This window comes from Streptomyces sp. S.PNR 29 (genome assembly GCF_030386795.1).
Lineage (GTDB): Bacteria > Actinomycetota > Actinomycetes > Streptomycetales > Streptomycetaceae > Streptomyces.
Genome location: NZ_JANUQM010000003.1, coordinates 413,809 through 434,248 on the forward strand (window position 1 = coordinate 413,809; position 20,440 = coordinate 434,248).

Here is a 20,440-nt window from a genome sequence, read left to right on the forward strand (position 1 = left end):
GAACTTGACGGTGTTGGTGCCCTTGGCGAGGGTGACGGGGACGGTGTAGTCCTCGAACTGGTTCCGGTGCAGGGTGCTGGCGAAGTCGACGCGGGTGGGGCTGCCGCCGTTGACGCTGACGCCGGCGTGCTCGGCGTGCAGGTTGGTGCCCTGGACGCCGGCGTCCTTGCGACGTCGGCGTCGGAGAGCCGGGTCGGCGTGGCCGCCGCACCGAGGTAGCCGCTGTAGCGGTCCTGACGGCTGGCGACGACCGGAGGTTCGGCGCCGAACGGGGTCCGCAAGGCTCTCGCTGAAGCAGCCCTGCCGGCCGTCTTGACACCCTCTTACCACCCCTATAGCGTCTGGCCGAATTTCCGGACGTCGTTCCAAATGTCGAACAAGTGGGGCCGCCCTACACAGCGGCACGTCACCAGCGCACCTGCGGCACAGCCGCCGTCACCGCACTCCCGTCCGCATGAGGCGCCCGAAGAAAGACAGGAAACCCACATGTCCGTGCTGCTCTCCCGGCTGGTGGCGACAGTGGTCGCGGTCGGCCTGCTCTTCACGACCCAAGCCCTGACCACACCTCAGCGGGCCGCTGCCGCCGACCCCGGCTACCTGATGGTGCACTTCATCGGGGAGGGGGCGACCGGTCAGCAGATGTACCTCTCGCACAGTACGGACGGTCTGCACTGGAACGACCTCAACGGCGGAGGCATGGTCCTGCGCTCCACGGTCGGAACCCGCGGGGTGCGCGACCCCGCACTGGTCAGATCTCCCGGCGGTGACAAGTACTGGATCATCGCGACCGACCTGTGCATCGGCTGCGGACAGTCGTGGGACGACGCCCAGAACAACGGCAGCCGCAACCTCGTGGTGTGGGAGTCCACGGACCTGGTCACCTGGTCCCAGCCCTGGCTGCTCAACGTCGCCGGCGCGATCCCCGACGGGCGCAACGCGTGGGCGCCCGAGGCGATCTGGGACCCGGAGACCAACGACTACGTCCTGTACTGGGCGACGAACGCGACGCTGAACGGCGTACTGAAGCACCGCATCTACTACGCCCGCACCACGGACTTCCGCACGATCACCACCCCGCGGCTCTACATCGACCGCCCCGGCACCCAGGGCATCATCGACACCCAGATCATCGAGACGCCGTCCGGCGTCGGCAACTACCGCTACGTGCGGGCCTCCGGCGACGGCCAGATCACGCTCGAAGGCAGCAACTCGATCCTGGGTACGTGGACCGAGCTCGGCAATCTGTCCGGCATCGGCCTCACCGGCTCACAGGTCGAAGGCCCGATGTGGATGAAGTTCAACGGCCGCAACGAGTGGGCCCTCTACCTCGACCAGTACGCCACCGGCGGCGGCTACATGCCGGTCCTGACGACCGACCCGTCCCGTCCCGGCGCCTACCGGAAGCAGGCGTCGGGAAGCTACGACATGGGCGGCACGAAGAAGCGCCACGGCTGGATCCTGAACCTGACGGCAGCCGAGGAGAGCCGCGTGCTGGCACGCTGGCCCAACACCGCGATCAACCGCCTCCAGTCGTACAACTACCAGGACCGGTACGTGCGGCACACCAACTTCGACGTGCGCATCGACCCGAACGTCAGCCCCGCCCAGGACGCCCAGTTCCGGCTGAGGCCCGGCCTGGCGGGCTCCGGCACCGTCTCCTTCGAGTCGGTGAACTTCCCCGGGTACTTCCTGCGGCACGCCGACTTCGACTTCCAGCTCGCCCGCAACGACGGAACCAGCCAGTTCGCCCAGGACGCGACCTTCCGTCAGGTCGCCGGGCTCGCCGACTCCACATGGTCGTCGTTCCAGTCGTACACCTACCCGGACCGCTACATCCGGCACTACGCCTACCAACTGCGGCTCGACCCGATCACCACCGCTACGGGGCGCAGCGACGCCACCTTCCGCGTGACGGGCTGACCCCGCCCGCACAGGGGTGCCGGTGCCCTCACGGCATGAGCCGAACGCACGGGACCGGGGTCGGAGAGGCGGGTTTTGGCCGAGAAGTGATCGTTGAAGGCCATACAGGTGCCCGTAGGCTGCGAGGCCCACCACAGTCGTCGACCCACGAGGCGGCCTCCGCATGCCTGACCGAACCTCCGCCCGCCGGCCCACCGTCCTCGTCATCGGCGGCAGTGTCACCGGCCTGTTCGCCGCGGCCGCGCTCACCGAGTTCGCCGATGTCACGGTCGTCGAACGTGACATCCTGCCCGCCGGGCCGGAAGCCCGCCGAGGGGTGCCGCAGGCCCGCCACGCGCACATGGTGTGGAGCGGCGGCGTCCGGGCCGCCGAGCAGTTGCTGCCCGGCCTGGTCGGGGAGATCGTCGCCGCCGGCGCCCGACTCGTCCACGTCACGGGCGACATGGTCGCCCGGGCCCCCAACGAGATCTGGTTCCGGCGCTTCACGGCGATGCCCCACCGCAACCTGGTGTGCTCCCGCGACCTGCTCGACTCCGTGATCCGCAAACGGGTCCTGGCCGGCGAACGGATCACGCTCCGCCAGAACACCACCGCCGTGGGGCTGGAGGGCACCGCCGCCCGCGTCACCGGCGTCCGGGTCCGCACGGGTGACGAGGAGGCGACCCTGACCGCCGACTTCGTCGTCGACGCCTCGGGCCGCGGTTCCCGTGCTCCCCGCTGGCTGACGGACCTCGGGCTGCCCAAGGTCGGCGAGCGCCAGGTGAACGCCGGCGTCGTGTACTCCACCCGTGTCTTCCGGGCCCCCGGCAGGGCGGCCGGAATCGACTTCCCGGTCGTCAGCGTGCAGGCCAACCCGGCCAGGCCCCCGGGCCGGGGTGCCATCATCCTGCCCATCGAGGAGGGCCGCTGGATCGTCACCCTCGCCGGCACACGCGGCGGCGAGCCCCCCGTCGACCCCGACGCCTTCGTGGACTTCCCGCTCGGCCTCGACGCTCCCGTCATCGGCGAGCTGATCAAGGACGCCGAACCGCTCGGCGAGGTCGTCACCACCCGCAGCACCGGCAACCAGCGCCGCTACTTCGAGAAGCTGCCGCGCCGGCCCGAGGGCTTCGTGGTCCTGGGCGACGCCGTCGCCGGGTTCAACCCCGTCTACGGCCACGGCATCACCGTCGCGGCCCAGAGCGCCCTCGCCGTGCGCGACGTGCTGCGCTCCACCGGCCTCGGCGCGCCGGGGACCGCCGGGCGTCTCCAGCGTGCCGCGGCCCGCCCGGTCGGCGCGGCGTGGGACCTGGCCGTCGGGCAGGACGCGTTCTACCCCGGCGCCAGTGAGACGCCGCCCACCCGGAGGGAGCGGCTCCTCTCCCGGTTCGTCGACCGGGCCGTCGCCACCGGAGCGCGCAACCCCCGGGCGCTGCGCGCTCTGCTGGACGTGATGAGCCTGGAGAAACCGGCGACCCGCCTCTTCGCGCCCGACATGCTCGTCCCGATGCTGCTCGGCCCGAAGAAGCCGCACCTGCAGCATCCCCCCTTGACCGAGGCGGAGCGGAGGGCCGCCGTTTCCTGAGCGGGCCCCTAGGCGTACTCCAGTGCCGCCCGCTGGAGGGGGAGCGCGGAGGAGAGCGGGCCGGACACGGTGGAGGAGAAGACCTCCTCTCCGTTCTGACGGCCGGTCACCTCCACGGTGACGAGGTCCGGTGCGAGGGAGGGGGCGAGCTTGGCCTCGATCCAGCACGGCTGGTCGAGCTCCGCGTACCGGTGGAAGACGGAGGACATGGCCGACGGCCGCACGGTCCCGGGGGTGACGAAGCGGCAGGCCGCCTGGCGGGCCGCTTCCAGCAGCACCATCCCGGGAACGTGGTCGCCACCGTGCTCGAACAGGACCGGGTGGTCCGTATCGGGCGCGAGCAGCCAGGTGTTCGGCAGGGACGTGGGGGCCAGGACCACGTCGGCCTGCCTCGCCCGTCCCACCGCGGACGGCGGCAGCACGTCGCGCACGGTGCGGGGCTGAACGCCGGACGGGCGCTCCAGCCGCGGGCCGCGCAGCTTGCGGTACACGGCCGGGCTCACGCAGGTGAAACGGCCCCCGCCCACGGCGACGGCCGCGCCGTCGCGCCGGATGGTCAACTCCATCCGGAATCCGCTGGTCGTACGGCCCCGGCGGATCACCTCGGGGCACACGGCGGTCAGTTCGACGTCCGTCGGGCCGGAACCGATGCGCAGCTGCGGGAGGTGGGCCCTGAACGTCAGGTCCCACATGACGAACTGGTGACCGAGCGGCACCCCCAGTTCGCTGTGGGCGAGGAGGAGTCCGGCCTGCCGGAGTGTTTCGGCGGCCAGTAGCGGGTCGTGGTCCCTGCCGTCGGCACTCTGGAAGAAGGTGTGCGCGCGGGGCCATTGGGCGGTGAGCTCGAAACGGGTGTCGCTCTGCCGGGCGGCGCCGGTGAGGAAGACCTCTGCCACGCTCGCCCGGTGGACGTACTCCTTGGGGACGGTCGTCGTCAGCCGGGGGAGTGGCGCAGCAGGCGCGGTGGTGCGGAACGGGTCCAGAACCATCGACATCTCCACTGATCGAGTGAAGGACAGGTGAAGGCGCGCACCTGTAAGATACAGACCCTCCGGTTTTTTTCCAGCTGCTGTGCACGCTAAAGTTGGAGCCGTTAGGCGAAAAAAGGCGATAAATGGACGCGGGGTCCGGTACGCCGGGCGCCGATGACACAGGGGGATGCATGCGCCCGTCTCAGTCACCGACATTGCCTTCCACCGACCCCGTGGCACTGGATCCGTACGGGAGGGACATCCACGCGGAAGCCGCGTGCTTACGCGCTCGCGGCGCGGCCACCCGGGTGCTGCTGCCCGGCGGGGTCACGGCCTGGGCCGTCACCCGGCACGCCACGGCCAAGCAGTTGATGCTGGACCCGCGCGTCTCCAAGGACGCGTACCGCCACTGGCCCGCCTGGATGTCGGGCGAGGTCGACGACTCCTGGCCCATGGCCATGTGGGTCTCCGTACGCAACATGCTCACCGCCCACGGTGAGGAACACGCGCGGCTGCGCCGGCTCGTCGCACCCGCCTTCACCGCTCGGCGCACGGCCGCGCTCCAGCCGAGGATCGAGGAGATCACCCGCGATCTGCTCGACCGGCTGGCCCGTACCCCGGCCGGTCAGGTCGTCGACCTGCGCCGCGAGTTCGCCTATCCGCTGCCCCTGAGGGTGATCTCCGAGATGCTCGGGCTCACCGAGTCCGCCCGCCACGACCTGCACCACGTCACGGACGTCATGTTCACCACGACGACCACGGCGGAGGAGGCCCAGGCGAACCAGGCCGAGCTGTACACCCTGCTCAGCGACCTCGTGGCGGAGAAACGGGCCCGCCCCGGCTCCGACATGACCAGCGACCTGATCGCCGTACGGGACGAGGCCGGATCCGGACTCACCGAGAAGGAACTCGTCGACACCCTGCTGCTCATCGTCGGCGCCGGTCACGAGACGACCGTGAATCTCCTCGACCACGCGGTCACCGTGCTGCTGACCGAGCCCGGACAACTGGACCTGGCGCGGGAGGGCGCCGTCGGCTGGGAGGCCGTCGTCCACGAGACGCTGCGCTCCCAGGCGCCGGTCGCCACCATCCCGTTGCGCTTCGCCGTCGAGGACATCGACATCGACGGAGTGCGGATAGCCCGGGGAGAGCCGATCCTGCTGTCCATCGCGGCGACGGGCCGCGACCCCGAGCGGTACGGGCCGGACGCGGACCGCTTCGACGCCACCCGGCCCACCAGCCGTGAGCACCTCGCCTTCGGCCACGGTGTCCATCACTGCCTCGGACGCCCCCTGGCGATGGCCGAGGCGGCCACCGCGCTCCCGGCGCTCTTCGCCCGCTTCCCCGACCTCGCCCTGGCCGTGCCACCGCAGCGGCTGCGCCCGGTCGAGTCGTTCATCTCCAGCGGTCACCGCGAACTCCCGGTGATCCTCACGCCGGCGTCCTGAGGGGGGACCGTGACCACCACCCTGCAGCACCTGCGTCTCGCCGCCGTCAACATCGACGGTGTCCTGCTCAACGACACTTTCAGCCCGGTCATCCGCGCCATGGTGACCGCCCACGGCGGCGACTACACCGAGGACGTCGAGTACGAGCTGTTCTCCCAGCCCCAGCTCGCCGCCGCCTCGGTCTTCGCGAAAGCCACGAACTCGCCCCTCGGGCCCCGGGAGTTGGTGGCCGCGTACCTCGCCCAGCGGGAGGAACATCTGGCGCGTCACCCGGTCCGCGTCCTCGACGGTGCCGGTGACCTGCTGCGACTGCTGCGCGGCCTGGGGCTGCAAGTGGTCTGCTACGGCGGCCTGGACCGCTCCCACTTCGACCGTCACCTCGGCGAGTTCGCCCCGCTCTTCGACGACCCCGGCTACATCTGCACGGACAGCTTCCGCCCAGGTGTCCACGAGATCGTCCATGACGTCTTCGCGCTCGCCTACGACCAGGTGCTCTTCATCGACGACGTGGCCCGCGTGGCGGAGACCGCCCGCTCTCTCGGAGTGCCGTTCATCGGCCACCCCAGCGCCGAATCCGCCTATCAGCGACGCCTGATGGAACGGACGGGCGTGCGACACCTGGTCCGCAGGCTGAGCGAGATCGACGAGGAACTGCTGCGCACCCTCGACCACGAGGCGGCCGCCGGTGCCGTATGGGACACGGCCAGACCGGCAGGAGCGGCCCATGAGCAGTGAGACGGCCATGCTGAGCGGCAAGGTCGCCCTCATCACGGGCGCCAGTAGCGGCATCGGCGCCGCGGCCGCACGCGTCTTCACCCGGCAGGGCGCCACCGTGGTCCTCGCCGCCCGCCGTGAGGACCGCCTGCGCGAACTCGCCGGGGAACTGCGGGACAAGGGGGCGACGGCCGCCTTCGTCACCGCCGACGTCTCGGACCCGGCCGACGTCCGGGCCGTGGTCGAGTTCACCGTCGCCGAGTACGGCCGGCTGGACGCGGCCTTCAACAACGCGGGTGTCGGCATCGACAAGAAGCCCCTGCACCTCACCGACGACGCGGACTACCGGCGGGTCATGGACGTCAACGCGACCGGGGTGTGGAACTGTCTGCGCCACGAGATCGCGGCCATGCTGGCAGGCGGCGGAGGCTCCATCGTCAACACCAGCAGTGTCGGCGGGCTGGTCGCCACGTCGGTCGCCGCCCCGTACATCGCGGCCAAACACGCCGTCATCGGCCTGACCAAGGCCGCCGCGGTCGAGTACGCCGGGCACGGGATCCGGGTCAACGCCCTCGCCCCGGGGCTGACGCGCTCCGAGATGGTCGACCAGTGGTTCACCCTGCACCCCGAGGCCGAGCAGCACGCCCTGCGGTCGGCCCCGCAAGGCCGTGCCGCCGATCCGGAGGAAGTCGCTCAGGCGGCGGCCTGGCTGTGCAGCGACCACGCCTCGTTCGTCACCGGCACGACCCTCGCGGTGGACGGCGGCCGGACGGCCTGGTGAGACGCGGGGAATCCCGGGGCACCCCGCCGAGGACAGTGTGAAGACGGAGTCCACCACGTGCAGATGATGCCGACCGCGAGGGGAAGGTGCCGACCACGAGCCGAAGGGGAAGAACCGCTGTGCGCTAAAGTACGTCCTATTCGGTTTTCTTTTCTACTCTGGGAGGGTCCCATGCCTCAGCAGGAGCGGGCGATCCGGACCCGCCGCGCCGTTGTGGAGGCCGCCGCCGCCGTCTTCGCCGAGCGCGGATACGCGGCCGCGACGATCGCCGAGATCCTGAGCCGCGCCAAGGTGACCAAGGGCGCCCTGTACTTCCACTTCGACTCGAAGGCCGCGCTGGCCCAGGGGGTGCTCGAAGCCCAGACAGGCTCCGAGTACCACGTGTCCCGGGACCTCAAGCTCCAGGAGTGGGTGGACGCGGGCATGACGCTCGCCGCGCGGCTCCCCCACGAGCCGCTGCTCCTCGCCGGGGTCCGCCTCTCCGCCGACCTCCAGGGCAACGACGAGTTCGGCAGCGCCTGGCCCGCCTGGTCGGAGGTCACGGCGAACTACCTCACCGAGGCCAAGGAGCGCGGCGAGATCCTCCCGCACGTCGTCCCGGAGGAGACCGCGCAGGTCGTGCTCGGTTCCTGGATCGGCATCCAGTTCATCTCACAGGCCGCGTCCAACTGGGCCGACCTCGAACAGCGCATAGCGTCCCTCTTCAGTCACATCCTCCCGGCCATCGCCTCCCCCGCGGTGCTGGTACAGCTCGACACCGCTCCCGACCGGGGCAGGCGGGTCATCGAGGAGGCGCGGGCGATGTCGGTGGAGGCGGCAGCTGCGGCCGGGGTGGAGAGCTGATTTCAAAACCGCTTATGCGGTTTGCTCAGGACCGTTTCAGGTCGGCCGCGCCCCGTCGGTCACACGCCGGCAGGCCTCCGCGTACGCCCGGACCAGCGGCCGCTCTCCGTCCTCGCGGCGCCAGGCCAGGGCGTAGCGGCTGGGGGCGAGGCCGCGCACGGGACGGGTGGTCACGCCGCCGAGGGTGATCAGCGGAGCGTTGCCCGCGGCCACGAGGCAGAGCCCCAGACCCGCGACGAGAGCCTCGTACGTCTCCTCCGTACCGGCGACCTCCGCCCCGATGCGCGGCGGCCGGCCGCCGCGTTCGTCGAGGGCGAGCCAGAAGTCGCGCAGCACGCCCGCGCTCGGCGGCAGGGCGAGGAACGGCTCGTCGGCCAGGTCCGTGAAGTCGACCTCGGGCCGTGCGGTGAGCGGGTGTTCGTCCGGGAGGGCGACCAGGCGGGGCTCCTCGGCGACCACCGTCCACCGGTAGCGCTCCGGGTCGGGCAGCGGCAGCCACACGAAGGCGACGTCCACCTCGCCGTCCGCGAGGCCCCCGGTCGGGTCCTCCCAGCTGACCTGTCGCAGCCGGACCGTCGCCTGAGGGTGCGCGGCGGTGAAGCGGGAGCGGATCGCCGGCAGCAGGCCCCCGCGGCCGGGACTGGTGCTCATGCCGACCACGAGCGTGCCGTGCCGCGCCGCCCGGACCGACTCCACCGCGGCCGCCCCCTGCGCCCAGTCGTCCAGCACGCGCCGGGCGTGCGGCAGCAGTGCCGTGCCCGCGTCGGTGAGCTCCACGCCCCGCGGTCGGCGCCGGAACAGTTCGACGCCCAACTGCCGCTCCAGCGCCCGGATCTGTTTGCTCAGTGCGGGCTGGGATACGTACAGCCGCTCGGCCGCGCGCGTGAAGTGCAGTTCCTCCGCCACCGCCACGAAGTAGCGCAGGTCCCGTACATGGACGTCCACCGTCATGACCATTGGTTATCACCTCAGGTCTTGGACTGTCATCCGGACCTCTCGGCAGGCTTGTCCGTACCGGGGCGGCCGGACGGCCGGTGCCCCTGGACGGACGAGGAGCGGTCATGAACAAGGTGTGGCTGGTGACGGGCGCGAGCAGCGGCTTCGGTCGGGCGATCGCCGAGGCGGCCCTCGCCGCCGGTGACGTGGTGATCGGCGCGGTGCGGCGCCCCGAGGCGCTGGACGACCTGGTGTCCGCCCACCCCGATCAGGTGGAGGCGCTGCGCCTGGACGTCGCCGACACGGGTGCCGCCGAGGCCGCCGTACGGGACGTCGTGGCCCGGCACGGGCGGATCGATGTCCTGGTCAACAACGCGGGCCGCACCCACGTCGGCGCCTTCGAGGAGACCACCGAAGAGGAGCTGCGCGCCCTGTTCGACGTGCACGTCTTCGGCCCCGCCGCCCTCGTGCGGGCCGTACTGCCGCACATGCGGGAGCGGCGCTCCGGCGCGATCGTTCAGATGAGCAGCATGGGCGGGCAGATGTCGGTCGCGGGCTTCTCGGCGTACAGCGGCACGAAGTTCGCGCTGGAGGGCATGTCGGAGGCGCTCGCGGACGAGGTGCGGGAGTTCGGCATCAAGGTGCTGATCGTCGAGCCGGGCGCCTTCCGCACCGGCCTGTTCAAGACCGACCGGGCCGGCGAGAGCGCGGACAGCGGTGTCTACGCCAAGGTGAGCGAGACCCGCGGGTTCGTCTCCGGCGGGGACGGCTCCCAGCCCGGGGACCCCGCCAAGGCGGCGGCGCTCATCCTGGCCGCGCTGGAGGCGGAGCGCACCCCGCTGCGCCTGCCGCTCGGCGACGACGGCGTCGGCGCGGTCCTGGGCCACCTCGACCAGGTCCGGGAGGACATCGATGCCTGGGAGAAGGCGGCGCGGGCGACGGCCTTCGACGCGTGAGGCCACGGCGGGGGCTCTTTGGTCATCGACCGTACGCGCGGCACCCCGCACTGCCTGCACCGGCTGGAACAGACGCTGCTGGACTTCGCGGCGGGCCGCAGGACCCGCATGCGGGCGGGAAGGCGCGCCGGAGGTCCGCGTCGGTGACGACGATCATCCACGGCTGACCGACCTTCAGGAACCGTGCAGCGCGCCGGACATGCCGCCCACCCCCCGGAGCAGGTGGTCGGCCGCTCGCCGTCATGCCGGGCAGGGCCCGCCTCGTCCGTGGTGGCCGAAGGCGGTCACGAGCTTCGGCACATGGCGACCCCGCACGTCGCCGGAGCGGCCGCGCTGTACCTGGCCGGGAACCCCACTCCGTGAACGCCTCCTCGGAGGTGGCGTACGGCACCTGGACGCTGCGGGTGAGCGACAACGCGTCGTTCGACACCGGCAGGATCGACAGTTGGGCGTTGCAGTTCTAGGCCTGCGTCAGTGCAGGAGTCGTCCTCGAGGAAGGGCTCGGGGCCGGTGCCCCGGTCCGCCGCGAGGACGAGCCGTGCAGGGGGACCCCCATCGCCCCCGCTCGCCCCCGCGCTTACGATGCGCCCAGTCGTACGTCCGCTTCACCGCTTCTTCACGCCGCCTGAACCAGGAGCACGGTACCCGTGTCCATACCTCCGCCGCCCGGGCCCCACCAGCCGCAGGACGCCCAAGGGCCGTACCCTCAGGGCCCCTACGCCCCGCCGCCCTACCCGGCGTGGGGACAGGCCCCCGGTCCGTACGGCCGCCCGGCGCCCGTCAACGGCATCGCCATCGCCGCGCTGGTGCTCGGCCTGCTGTGTTTCCTGCCGGCCGTGGGGCTCGTGCTGGGCCTGATCGCGCTGGGGCAGATCAGGAGGAAGGGCGAGCGGGGCAAGGGGCTGGCCGTCGCCGGGGCCGTGCTGTCGTCGATCGGGCTGGCCCTGTGGGTGGTGTCGCTCTCCACGGGCGCTGTGGGAGCCTTCTGGGACGGCCTCAAGGAAGCCTCGAAGGGCGAGGGCACCGCCTACTCGCTCGCCAAGGGCGAGTGCTTCGACGCGCCCGGTGGCTCCCTGGAGGGCTTCACCTACGACGTCGACGAGGTGCCGTGCAAGGGCGAGCACGACGGTGAGGTGTTCGCCGCCGTCAAGGTGCCGGGCGGGTCCTACCCCGGCGACGAGAAGGTCACGCGGATCGCCGACGACAAGTGCTACGCGCTCCAGCACACGTACGCGATGGACACCTGGGCCGTGCCCGAGGACGTGGACGTCTACTACCTGACGCCGACCCGGCAGAGCTGGCGCCTCGGCGACCGCGAGATCACCTGCGTCTTCGGCAACAGCGACGCGAAGGGCACGCTGACCGGCTCGCTGCGCAACGACGAGACGACGCTCGACGCCGACCAGGTGGCATACCTGAAGGCGGCCCGCGTCCTCGACACGGCCCTGGACTCGGCGCCCGAGGAGACGTACGTCGAGGACGACCTGCCGGGCCACAAGGCGTGGGCCGGGCGGGTGGCGTCCGCCCTCGCCGAGCAGGCCGGGATGCTGGACGGGCACACCTGGCCCGCCGATGCCGGGAAACCGCTCGCGGACCTCGTCGACGACCTGAACGCCGCCGAGGGGGAATGGGCGGACGCGTCCGACGCCACCGACGTCGACACCTTCTACGAGCACTACGACAAGGGCTCCGACCTCATCGACCCGCACAAGTCGGTCACCGCGCGCAAGGCTCTGGGGCTGGCCACGACACCGCCGTCCTACGAGGAAGAGGACAGCGGTGACGGAGGGGGCACCGACGCAGAGGTGTGACGGCGGCTATAGCGGGGAGAAAGTGCCTGGGTAAAGCCCTCCCCCCGCAGTTGTCATCACATCGAGTGATTCTCTGGCCTTTACTTGCGTGGCACAACCCACGGTTGCGACGCTGTTGCTGTCTGTACAACCTGATGGGAGCGGCCAGTGACTTTCGGTGAGCAGCCGGCGTACCTGCGCGTCGCGGGTGATCTCCGCCAGAAGATCGTCGACGGTCTGCTGCCACCGCACACCCGCCTTCCCTCGCAGGCCAGAATCCGCGAGGAGTACGGCGTCTCCGACACGGTGGCCCTGGAGGCCCGCAAGGTGCTGATGGCCGAGGGGCTGGTCGAGGGCCGCTCCGGCTCGGGGACGTACGTGCGCGAGCGGCCCGTGCCCCGGAGTATCGCCCGCTCCGGATACCGGCCGGGCGGCGGGGCCACGCCCTTCCGTCAGGAGCAGGCCGACGCCGGTGCGCGCGGCACCTGGGAGTCCAGTAGCGAGCAGGCCGAGGCGAGCTGCGCCGTTGCCGAGCGGCTCTGCATCCAGCCGGGCGACCGGGTGATGTGCACCAAATACCTCTTCCGGGAAGGCGGTGAGCCGATGATGCTCTCCACCTCCTGGGAGCCCCTCGCCGTCACCGGCCGCACGCCCGTGATGCTGCCCGAGGAGGGCCCGCTCGGCGGCATGGGGGTCGTCGAGCGCATGGCGGCCATCGACGTCGTCGTCGACAACGTCACCGAGGAGGTGGGCGCCCGCCCCGGCCTCGCGGAGGAGCTGCTCCTCCTCGGCGGTGTCCCCGGTCATGTCGTCCTGGTCATCCAGCGCACCTTCTACGCCTCCGGCCGTCCGGTCGAGACGGCCGACGTGGTCATCCCGGCCGACCGTTACCGGGTGGCCTACCACCTGCCCGTGAGGTAGGCGGTGAAGTTGTCCGCGACCTTGTCCGCGAAGTCGCCCTTGAAGTGGTCCGTTAAACAGTCCGTGGAGTATGCGGGGACTCACTCAGTGATGTAGCGCACACCACTCGCACGCCGCTCGCGCCCCTCCCCGGAGGGCGCGCCCTGGATTCACCCCGCCGCCACCCCGCCCAACTCCGTTTGAATCAGGCCGTTTTCGCAGGTCGTCCCGGCTGCGCCCGGTATGCCGCTGACCGGATGCGTCGGCGTGCTCGGGTGGCGCGTTCGGCATCGTGCGCCCCCTGCGTTCTGGCCGGTTGCGTACCTCTTTGTGAAAAGCCGTATTCGCTGCGTAAAGGTTAGGCGTAGGCTCGGGCATATGCGGAACGCGGTTTCCTTAGCGGGCGGGGCGCGGCACAGGCCGCGGGCGGGAAGTGGAGGGGCGCGATGAACGACAGCACGGTGACTCTTCCCTGGCTCGTCATTCGGCAGGACGACAACGGCAATCGCTATCGCGTGGGCCGGTATGCGACCCGGGCCGAGGCCCAGAAGATCGCGGACAGCCTCGACCACCGCGGACACAAGCAGCTGTACTGGGTCGAGAGGATCGGGCAGAACGGGATCGCCACGGAGGACTGACGGGGGCGAGCGAGTCGCTCCCGCGCCGGTCGGCCGTCGGGTCTCCCGTAGGCTCCGGCGCATGACGGAACCGATCGTGGTGGTGGGAGCCGCCCTGTTCGACGGTGGGCGCCTGCTCGCCGCGCGCCGCAGCGCCCCGGCCGAGCTGGCCGGACGCTGGGAGCTGCCCGGCGGCAAGGTGGAGACGGGTGAGGCGCCCGACGCTGCCCTGGTGCGCGAGCTGCGCGAGGAGCTCGGCGTCGAGGTGGAGTCCGGTGAGCGCGTTCCGGGGGAGTGGCCCCTGAAGCCGCCGTACGTCCTGCATGTGTGGACCGCCCGCCTGCTCCCCGGGTCCCCCGCCCCCAAGCCCCTTGAGGACCACGACGAGCTGCGCTGGCTGACCGCCGACGAGATCTGGCGCGTCAACTGGCTCGACCAGGACGTCCCGGCGGTCCGCCGGACACTCGCCCATCTCGGATTCGAGGGCCACCAGGCGTAGCAGGCAAGGGCGAGGCGGCCGTGCGGCGGCAGGTCGGCGCGGGCCCGCCGCGCGGTCCGCGCGAGCGTTCCACGACGGTGCGAGGGCTTCCCGGCGGCGTCTGATTCTCGGCCAGGATGCCCTGCGGGTGCGGCTGGTCGTCGGTGAGGCGGTTTCACAGAGCTGCCTTGCTGGGCCGGGGGATTGCGCGGCGGGCGTTTCCTGGGGGTGTACTGAAGAGGTGCGCGCCCGGCGTGAGTGCTGTGGGCGCTGTTTGTGACACAGTGCGCTGTCCTTCGCGGTACCAGGCCCTGCATATCGGGTATGGGCCCATTAACCCCATGAAACCGGACATGGGTGGGCTCGCTGGCCTGGGAAGTGATCGGCGTGATCGACACCGAAGGCGACTGGGCCGAGTGGACCTTCCCCGCGGACCCCGGAGCCGTACGGACCGCCCGCTCGGTGGTCCGCGGTCAGCTGCGCCGCTGGGAGCTCGACAGCCTCGGTGACCTCGCGGCCCTCCTGGTCAGCGAACTGGTCACCAACGCCCTGCGGCATGCCACGGGCCCCATAGGCGTCCGCCTGGTGCGCCCTTCCGGACTGAACGGCGTCCTGCTCGTGGAGGTCTCCGACCCGCTCCCGGACCCGCCCCGCGAGCGCGTCGCCCACCCCGAGGACGAGAGCGGCCGCGGCCTGCAACTGCTGGCCTCCTCCTGCCGCCGCTGGGGTACGCGCCCGGGGGAAGAGGGCAAGACGGTGTGGTTCGAACTCGCGTTGCCGGGGTGAACCTGCCGCTGTACGTCCGCCCTCGCTGTGTCGACCGTCCGGTTCAGGCCGGCGGCGGTTGTAGAAGTAAGTGGTTCGATGCCGTGTCCCCTGGTTAGAAGACTGGAAGTGTTGTCGCGGTCCGGTCCAAAAAGCATCGGGGCCGTGCTGTGATCGTGAACACCGTGTCGAGCGGCGCCGTAGTGCTGGATACTGCGGGCAGCCGCCTTCGGTGACCGGTGCCGAACGCGGTGAGCTGGAGGGGACGGTTCGCGTGAGCGAGATACCAGCGAGGGCCACGGAGTCCGAGGCCGAAGCCGAGGCGGACGGCGCGAGGGCTGATGCCGCGGGCGGACTCGCGGCGGACATCGGTTCTGGCGACATGTCGCCTTCGGACGCCATCTGGCAGAGCAGCCCACCCGGCTCCATCTACGACTACATCAAGGTCGCGTCCTTCTCCATCGGCCCCGACGGGCTCGTCGACCAGTGGAGCCTGCGCGCCGAACACCTCTTCGGCATTCCCGCCGAACGGGCCGTCGGCATGGACCCCATCGAGGCCTTCATCGACCCGGACCTGCGCGAGCAGGGCCAGCGGAAGATGGCCGAAATCCTCGACGGCCGGGAGTGGACCGGAGTGGTGCCCTTCCGGATGCCGGACACCGCCGAGGGGGAACGCGGACAGGAGGGGCTCGCCGAGGTCTACGTCATGCCGACGCGGACGGAGGACGGCGAGAAGGCCGCCGTCTGTATCGTCGTCGACGTCCGCACCCTGCGCAGCATCGAGACCGACCTCGCCGCCTCTCAGGCCATATTCGGTCAGTCTCCGTTCGGTTTCCTGCTGATCGACCCCGACCTCAGGGTGCGCCGCGCCAACCACCGGTTCGCCTCCGTCTTCGGCGGCACGCCCGACGACCACCGCGGCCGGGGCGTCCACGACTATCTGCCGCGCCCGGAGGCCGAGCGGGTCGCCGCGACCCTGCGCCGGGTCCTGGAGACCGGCAACTCCATCACGGACATGCACATCACGGGCTTCGTGCCGGGCTCCGACGAGCGACGTCACTGGTCCGTCAACCTCTACCGGGTGAACAGCGGTTCCGGCCGCCCCATCGGCATCGCCTGGCTGGGCACCGACATCACCGCCCGCCGTGCCGCAGCCCGCGAGGCCGCCGCGGCACGGCGCAATCTCGCCCTGCTGAACGAGGCGGGCGCCCGGATAGGCAATTCCCTCGACCTGGAGACCACCGCCCGCGAACTCCTCGACGTCGTCGTCCCCGGCTTCTGCGACCTCGCCACCGTCGACCTCTACCAGGGCCTGCTGGTCGGCGACGAGACGCCGCCCGGCCTCGCCGACGGCAGCGCCGAGTTGCGCCGCGTCGCCTTCGCCAGCGCCGTCTCCGACGCGCCCTTCAGCGGCACCGGCGCGCCCGTCGAGGTCGGCGCCGTCCATCACTACCCCTTCACCTCGCCCTGCGCGGACGCCCTGCGCACCGCCCGCCCGCAGACCGTCCCCGGCGAGGAGGGCGGCCTCGTGCAAGTCACGCTCGCCGTCCCGATGGTCGCCCACGACACGGTCGTAGGCCTCGTGCAGTTCGCCCGGACCAAGGGCAGCGAACCGTTCGGGGAGCGCGACCGCGACCTCGCCGTGGAACTGGCCGCGCGTGCCGCCGTCTGTATCGACAACGCCCGCCTGTACCGCCGGGAGCACGAACGCGCCCTGATACTGCAACGGTCCCTGCTCCCGCCCGGCGACCCGGAGGCCTCCGGCCTCGACATCGCCTGCCGCTACCTGCCCGGCAACGCGGCCACCGGCCGCCCCAGCGAGGTCGGCGGCGACTGGTTCGACGTCATCGAACTCCCCGGCCACCGCACCGCGCTGGTCGTCGGCGACGTCATGGGCCGCGGCCTGCGCGCCGCCGTCGCCATGGGCGAACTCCGCACCGCCGTCCGTACGCTGGCGCTGCTCGACCTCGAACCGGCCGAGGTGCTCTCCCAGTTGGACGAGATCGCCCGTGGCCTCGGCGCGCCGGGAGGCGTCCAGCAGGCGACCCGGGCGGCCCGCCGCCCCCGCGAGGCCGACCTGTCGGAGGTGTACCTCGCGACCTGCATCTACGCGGTGTACGACTCCGTCACCAGGCGCTGCACCTTCGCCAACGCGGGCCACCTGCCGCCCGTCCTGGTCGAGCCGGGCGAGCCGGCGCTGATGCTCGACGTACCGCCGGGCATGCCGCTCGGCGTCGGCGGGGAGCCCTTCGAGGAAGTGGAGGTCGAACTGCCCGAAGGCGCCCTGCTCGCGCTCTACACGGATGGACTGGTCGAAAGCCGCGACCACCCCCTGGACGACGGCCTCCAGGCCTTCGTGGGCGCCCTCACCGATCCGGCCCGGCCCTTGGAGGACGTCTGCGACCACGTCCTCAACACCCTCGACACCCACCACGGCGAGGACGACATCGCGTTGCTGATGGCACGTGTCCAGGGCCTGCCCGCCGAGTCCGTCGGCGACTGGACCCTGCCGCGCGGACCGCGCAGTGTGGGCCGGGCCCGCGAGTACGCGCGCGGCCAGCTGCTCAGCTGGGACATGGAGCCCCTGGTCGACACCACCGAGCTGCTGGTCAGCGAACTGGTCACCAACGCCCTGAGGTACGGCGAGGGCGAGATCAGGCTCCGCCTCCTGCTGGACCGCACGCTGGTCTGCGAGGTCTGGGACGCGGGGCTCGTGCAGCCACGCCGTCGCCGCGCCCGCGACACCGACGAGGGCGGCCGGGGCCTCCAGCTCGTCGGCCTGCTCAGCGCGGCCTGGGGATCGCGTCGTACCCCCCGGGGCAAGACGGTGTGGTTCGAACTCCCGCTGCCGGGCGGCGAGACCGGCCTGACGGACCCGGCGCAGGCCTTGCTGAGCCTGTTCTGACGGCTGGTCACGCCGTTCGCCGGCCCCGCGTGTCCGGACCGCCGAAGCTCATCGGTGGCCCGCCGTCCGGGGTCCCGCCCAGCACGATCCCGCCGAGGACGGCCCCGCTCGCCTCCTCGGCCGCCCCGGCGACGGGATGGCCGTACAGGCGGACGTCCTGCTCGGCGAGGTCACGGGCCTGCCGGGCCAGGCCGTCGGCGGCCGCCGGTTCCGCCGGCTCGGCGGCGAGCAGCCGCTGTGCCTCCGCCAGCCGGGTACGGGCCTCGGCGCCCACCGCGCGCCGGTGCGTCGCGACGAACCCGTCCGCCGCACCGACGGCACTGCGGGCGACCAGCGACGCGGCGGCCGGCAGCACACCGGCCCGGCCGACGCCGACCGGTACGACCGCCCGTACGATCCGGCGCAGCGCGCCGAGCGGGTCGTACGGCCCGCCCGTCAGCGCCTCCCGGACCGAGGCCAGGACGATGTCCGCGTGCAGGATCCGGGCCCGCAGCTCACCCACGGGCACGGCCGAAGCCGCCGTCGGCCCGCCCGCCAGCCACCCCCGGGCCTCCGCGACCTCCACCTCCGCCCCGGTGAGCGCGGCCGGCACCATCTCCGTGGCCGCCGACAGCTCGGTGGCGAGCCGCTCGACCCCGCTGACGAACACCGCGGCCTGGGACAGGGCCCCCTCGGCGGCGCGCAGCTGCCGGGCGGCGCCGGTGGCGTCGCCCGCGTCGGCCGACCGGCGGGTCCGGTCGAGGCGGGCGGCGGCGAAGACCAAGCGGCCCTTGGCCTGGGCGACGTACCCGGTGACCGGGGCCGTCGCGGCGGGCGGGTACCGCTCGCCGAGCTCCACGAGCAGGCCCTCCGCGTCCGCCGTACGGTCGGTCAGCTCCCGGAACCGGGCCTCCGCGACCGCCGGCGCCTCCCCGCCGCCCCGCTCCAGGCCGCGCAGCTGGTCGAACCCGGCGGCCTCCGCGTCCAGCCGCCGCCCCGCCTCCCGGCACCGCCCGGTGATCTCCGCTAGCGCCCGCCGCCGGGCCGCGGCGTCCTCCGGGACACCGTCGTCGTACCGCTGCCGCATCCGGAAGGCGGCCGACAGCTCGGCCTCGGCGGCCCGCACGGCCCGTTCGAAGGGCGCCACGGCCGCCGCGCCGAACAGCGCCTCGGCGAAACCGAGTTCCTCACGGCTCGTACGCACGCAGTCGTCGGCCTCCACCAGCGACGCCCGGGCACGCGCGTCGAGCTCGGCGAACGGTGGCGGGGGAGGTGGGACGGGGTGCCCACCGGGAGTGGTACGGGTCCGGGCGCGCCGAGTGCGGCGCGCGTAGCCGTAACCCGCCAGCACGACCGCCACACCCGCGACGACCAGGGGCAGCACCAGGTCGGCGACCGACGACTCGTCGTCCTCCTCGTCCTGTGCGGGGGCGCTCGCGACCGGCCCGTCCCCGGTGATCGCAACCGGATCACCGGCAGTCGTCGTCATCCCCGGCAACACCAGCCACAGGACCCCGACCGCAGCGCCCAGCACGGCGTGCACCACGCGCACGACCATGGATGACGTCACATTTCGGAGCGTATGAGCAGGATCGCGGCTCCGCGACCGGGGTGGGTCTGTGGTGGGGCCCGGGCGACGATCGAGGGGAATACAGGGATGGGCGGGGCAGAACGTACGGACGCGGACAAGGGTGAGAGCAAGGGGACGGAGGCGCCTGCGCAGGAACGAGGGCAGGAACAGGAACGCGGGCAGGAACGAGAACAGGAGCAGGAGCAGCCGGCGGCGGAGAGACCCGAGGGCCCGAGGCGGACCACCAAGGCCCGCTGGTTACGCCGTACCACCCTGGCCCTGATCCTCGCCCTGCTCGTCCCCATCCTGGCGGTGGAGGCAGCCCTCCGCGTCAACTACACGGGCGACCTCGCGGACGGCGCCCGCACCAGGAACCGCGACGCGATCTGGCTGGGCCACGCCTGGGTCGACGGCCGGAAGAAGGACGCCGACGTCACCGCCCTGGCCCGCCGCCTGCGGGACACCGGCATCCGCGACCTGTACGTCCACTCGGGCCCGCTGGAACACGACGGCACCCTGCCCGAGTCCGCCTATCCCAGGGCACGCTGGTTCATGGCCGCCGTACACCGCCGGCTGCCCGGCGTCCGCGTCCAGGCCTACCTGGGTGACGTGCTCGCGACCGAGACCCCGGACGGCATGCGGCTGGAGAGGCCCGAGACCCGCGCCGCCGTTCTGCGCTCCACCCGCCAGATCCTGGACGCCGGTTACGACGGCGTCCACTTCGACCTGGAGCCCCTGCACTCCGGCGACCGGAACTACCTCACCCTGCTCGACGCCCTGCACCGCGAGACCAGCGCGAGGGGCGTCCCGCTGTCGGTGGCCGCCCACCAGATCGACCCGCTCCCGGCGCTCCACTCCGTCTTCGGCACGCTCACCGGCCACCCGAAGTGGTGGTCGCAGGAGTTCTTCGGGCAGGTCGCACGCCGCGTCGACCAGATCGCGGTGATGTCGTACGACACGATGCAGCCGCTGGAGAGCACCTACGGCGGCTACGTCGCCCAGCAGACCTCGCTCGCCCTGGAGGTCACCCCGCCCACGACCGACCTGCTGATGGGGCTGCCCTTCTTCCACGAGAACCGGTTCGGCCACTGGAGCCATGCCGAGACGGTCCCCGCCGCCGTCCGGGGCGTCCGCCTCGGCCTGTCCCGCACGGACGCGGACCGCGCCCGCTTCGGCGTCGCCCTGTACATCGACTTCGCGGCCACCGAGGCGGACTGGACGGCGTACCGGGAGGGCTGGGTGCGCTGAGGGGTCCTTTCACGGAAAACCGCGCGACGGGCACCGCCTCCGGTGGGATGATCGC

Annotated in this window: 17 protein-coding genes and 1 pseudogene; 15 read left to right on the plus strand and 3 right to left on the minus strand. The window is 71.9% G+C overall.

What is annotated here, in order from left to right; genetic code table 11:
- Positions 1 to 486 precede the first annotated feature (486 nt).
- Together NW895_RS10740 and NW895_RS10745 are read left to right on the plus strand one after the other, a co-directional pair.
- The gene (locus tag NW895_RS10740) at positions 487 to 1,920 is read left to right on the plus strand and encodes a glycoside hydrolase family 43 protein (RefSeq protein ID WP_289935177.1); all 1,434 of its coding nucleotides are present in this window, start codon (positions 487 to 489) and stop codon (positions 1,918 to 1,920) included.
- Positions 1,921 to 2,083: 163 nt separating this feature from the next.
- Complete coding sequence (locus NW895_RS10745) at positions 2,084 to 3,484, plus strand: FAD-dependent oxidoreductase (RefSeq protein ID WP_289935178.1); 1,401 nt, start codon at positions 2,084 to 2,086, stop codon at positions 3,482 to 3,484.
- Between the two features lie 8 nt (positions 3,485 to 3,492).
- Here NW895_RS10745 and NW895_RS10750 read toward each other — a convergent pair whose 3' ends face one another.
- The gene (locus tag NW895_RS10750) at positions 3,493 to 4,473 is read right to left on the minus strand and encodes a ScbA/BarX family gamma-butyrolactone biosynthesis protein (RefSeq protein ID WP_289935179.1); all 981 of its coding nucleotides are present in this window, start codon (positions 4,471 to 4,473) and stop codon (positions 3,493 to 3,495) included.
- A 215-nt stretch (positions 4,474 to 4,688) separates the two neighbouring features.
- Here NW895_RS10750 and NW895_RS10755 point away from each other — a divergent pair, with 215 nt between their 5' ends.
- The 4 genes from NW895_RS10755 (at position 4,689) to NW895_RS10770 (ending at position 8,241) form a co-directional block, all read left to right on the plus strand.
- On the plus strand, positions 4,689 to 5,903 hold the full coding sequence (locus NW895_RS10755) for a cytochrome P450 (protein WP_354670081.1): 1,215 nt from the start codon (positions 4,689 to 4,691) through the stop codon (positions 5,901 to 5,903).
- A 9-nt stretch (positions 5,904 to 5,912) separates the two neighbouring features.
- Positions 5,913 to 6,638 carry an HAD family phosphatase gene (locus NW895_RS10760; RefSeq protein WP_289935181.1) on the plus strand — a complete coding sequence of 242 codons (726 nt, stop codon included), beginning with the start codon at positions 5,913 to 5,915 and terminating at the stop codon, positions 6,636 to 6,638.
- Entirely contained in the window at positions 6,628 to 7,398 is a 771-nt protein-coding gene (locus NW895_RS10765; RefSeq protein WP_289935182.1) for a glucose 1-dehydrogenase, read from the plus strand. Before NW895_RS10760 ends, NW895_RS10765 begins: the two co-directional genes overlap by 11 nt.
- Positions 7,399 to 7,569: 171 nt before the next feature.
- Positions 7,570 to 8,241 (plus strand): ScbR family autoregulator-binding transcription factor, encoded by a 672-nt coding sequence (locus NW895_RS10770; RefSeq protein ID WP_289935183.1) that lies wholly within the window; start codon positions 7,570 to 7,572, stop codon positions 8,239 to 8,241.
- Positions 8,242 to 8,277: 36 nt separating this feature from the next.
- On the opposite strand, the gene NW895_RS10775 is transcribed toward NW895_RS10770, so the two are convergent.
- Complete coding sequence (locus NW895_RS10775) at positions 8,278 to 9,198, minus strand: LysR substrate-binding domain-containing protein (protein WP_289935184.1); 921 nt, start codon at positions 9,196 to 9,198, stop codon at positions 8,278 to 8,280.
- Between the two features lie 104 nt (positions 9,199 to 9,302).
- On the opposite strand from NW895_RS10775, the gene NW895_RS10780 reads away from it, so the two are divergent.
- The 8 genes and pseudogenes from NW895_RS10780 (at position 9,303) to NW895_RS10815 (ending at position 17,588) form a co-directional block, all read left to right on the plus strand.
- Positions 9,303 to 10,133: an oxidoreductase gene (locus tag NW895_RS10780; RefSeq protein WP_289935185.1), complete on the plus strand. Its 831-nt coding sequence runs from the start codon at positions 9,303 to 9,305 to the stop codon at positions 10,131 to 10,133.
- Positions 10,134 to 10,486: 353 nt separating this feature from the next.
- Positions 10,487 to 10,597 (plus strand): annotated as a pseudogene (locus NW895_RS10785) (proprotein convertase P-domain-containing protein); the annotation flags it as partial.
- Positions 10,598 to 10,780: 183 nt separating this feature from the next.
- Entirely contained in the window at positions 10,781 to 11,944 is a 1,164-nt protein-coding gene (locus NW895_RS10790; protein ID WP_289935186.1) for a DUF4190 domain-containing protein, read from the plus strand.
- Between the two features lie 147 nt (positions 11,945 to 12,091).
- The gene (locus NW895_RS10795; RefSeq protein ID WP_289935187.1) at positions 12,092 to 12,844 is read left to right on the plus strand and encodes a GntR family transcriptional regulator; all 753 of its coding nucleotides are present in this window, start codon (positions 12,092 to 12,094) and stop codon (positions 12,842 to 12,844) included.
- Positions 12,845 to 13,269: 425 nt separating this feature from the next.
- Complete coding sequence (locus NW895_RS10800) at positions 13,270 to 13,461, plus strand: SPOR domain-containing protein (RefSeq protein ID WP_289935188.1); 192 nt, start codon at positions 13,270 to 13,272, stop codon at positions 13,459 to 13,461.
- 61 nt (positions 13,462 to 13,522) lie between these two features.
- Positions 13,523 to 13,939 (plus strand): (deoxy)nucleoside triphosphate pyrophosphohydrolase, encoded by a 417-nt coding sequence (locus NW895_RS10805; RefSeq protein WP_289935189.1) that lies wholly within the window; start codon positions 13,523 to 13,525, stop codon positions 13,937 to 13,939.
- 336 nt (positions 13,940 to 14,275) lie between these two features.
- Positions 14,276 to 14,704, plus strand: a complete 429-nt coding sequence (locus NW895_RS10810) for an ATP-binding protein (RefSeq protein WP_289935190.1) — start codon at positions 14,276 to 14,278, stop codon at positions 14,702 to 14,704.
- A gap of 253 nt (positions 14,705 to 14,957) precedes the next feature.
- On the plus strand, positions 14,958 to 17,588 hold the full coding sequence (locus tag NW895_RS10815; protein WP_289935191.1) for a SpoIIE family protein phosphatase: 2,631 nt from the start codon (positions 14,958 to 14,960) through the stop codon (positions 17,586 to 17,588).
- Between the two features lie 7 nt (positions 17,589 to 17,595).
- Here the strand turns inward: NW895_RS10815 and NW895_RS10820 are convergent, their stop codons facing one another.
- Complete coding sequence (locus NW895_RS10820; RefSeq protein WP_354670082.1) at positions 17,596 to 19,137, minus strand: hypothetical protein; 1,542 nt, start codon at positions 19,135 to 19,137, stop codon at positions 17,596 to 17,598.
- Between the two features lie 87 nt (positions 19,138 to 19,224).
- Here NW895_RS10820 and NW895_RS10825 point away from each other — a divergent pair, with 87 nt between their 5' ends.
- Positions 19,225 to 20,385, plus strand: a complete 1,161-nt coding sequence (locus tag NW895_RS10825) for a hypothetical protein (RefSeq protein ID WP_289935192.1) — start codon at positions 19,225 to 19,227, stop codon at positions 20,383 to 20,385.
- Positions 20,386 to 20,440: the final 55 nt, after the last annotated feature.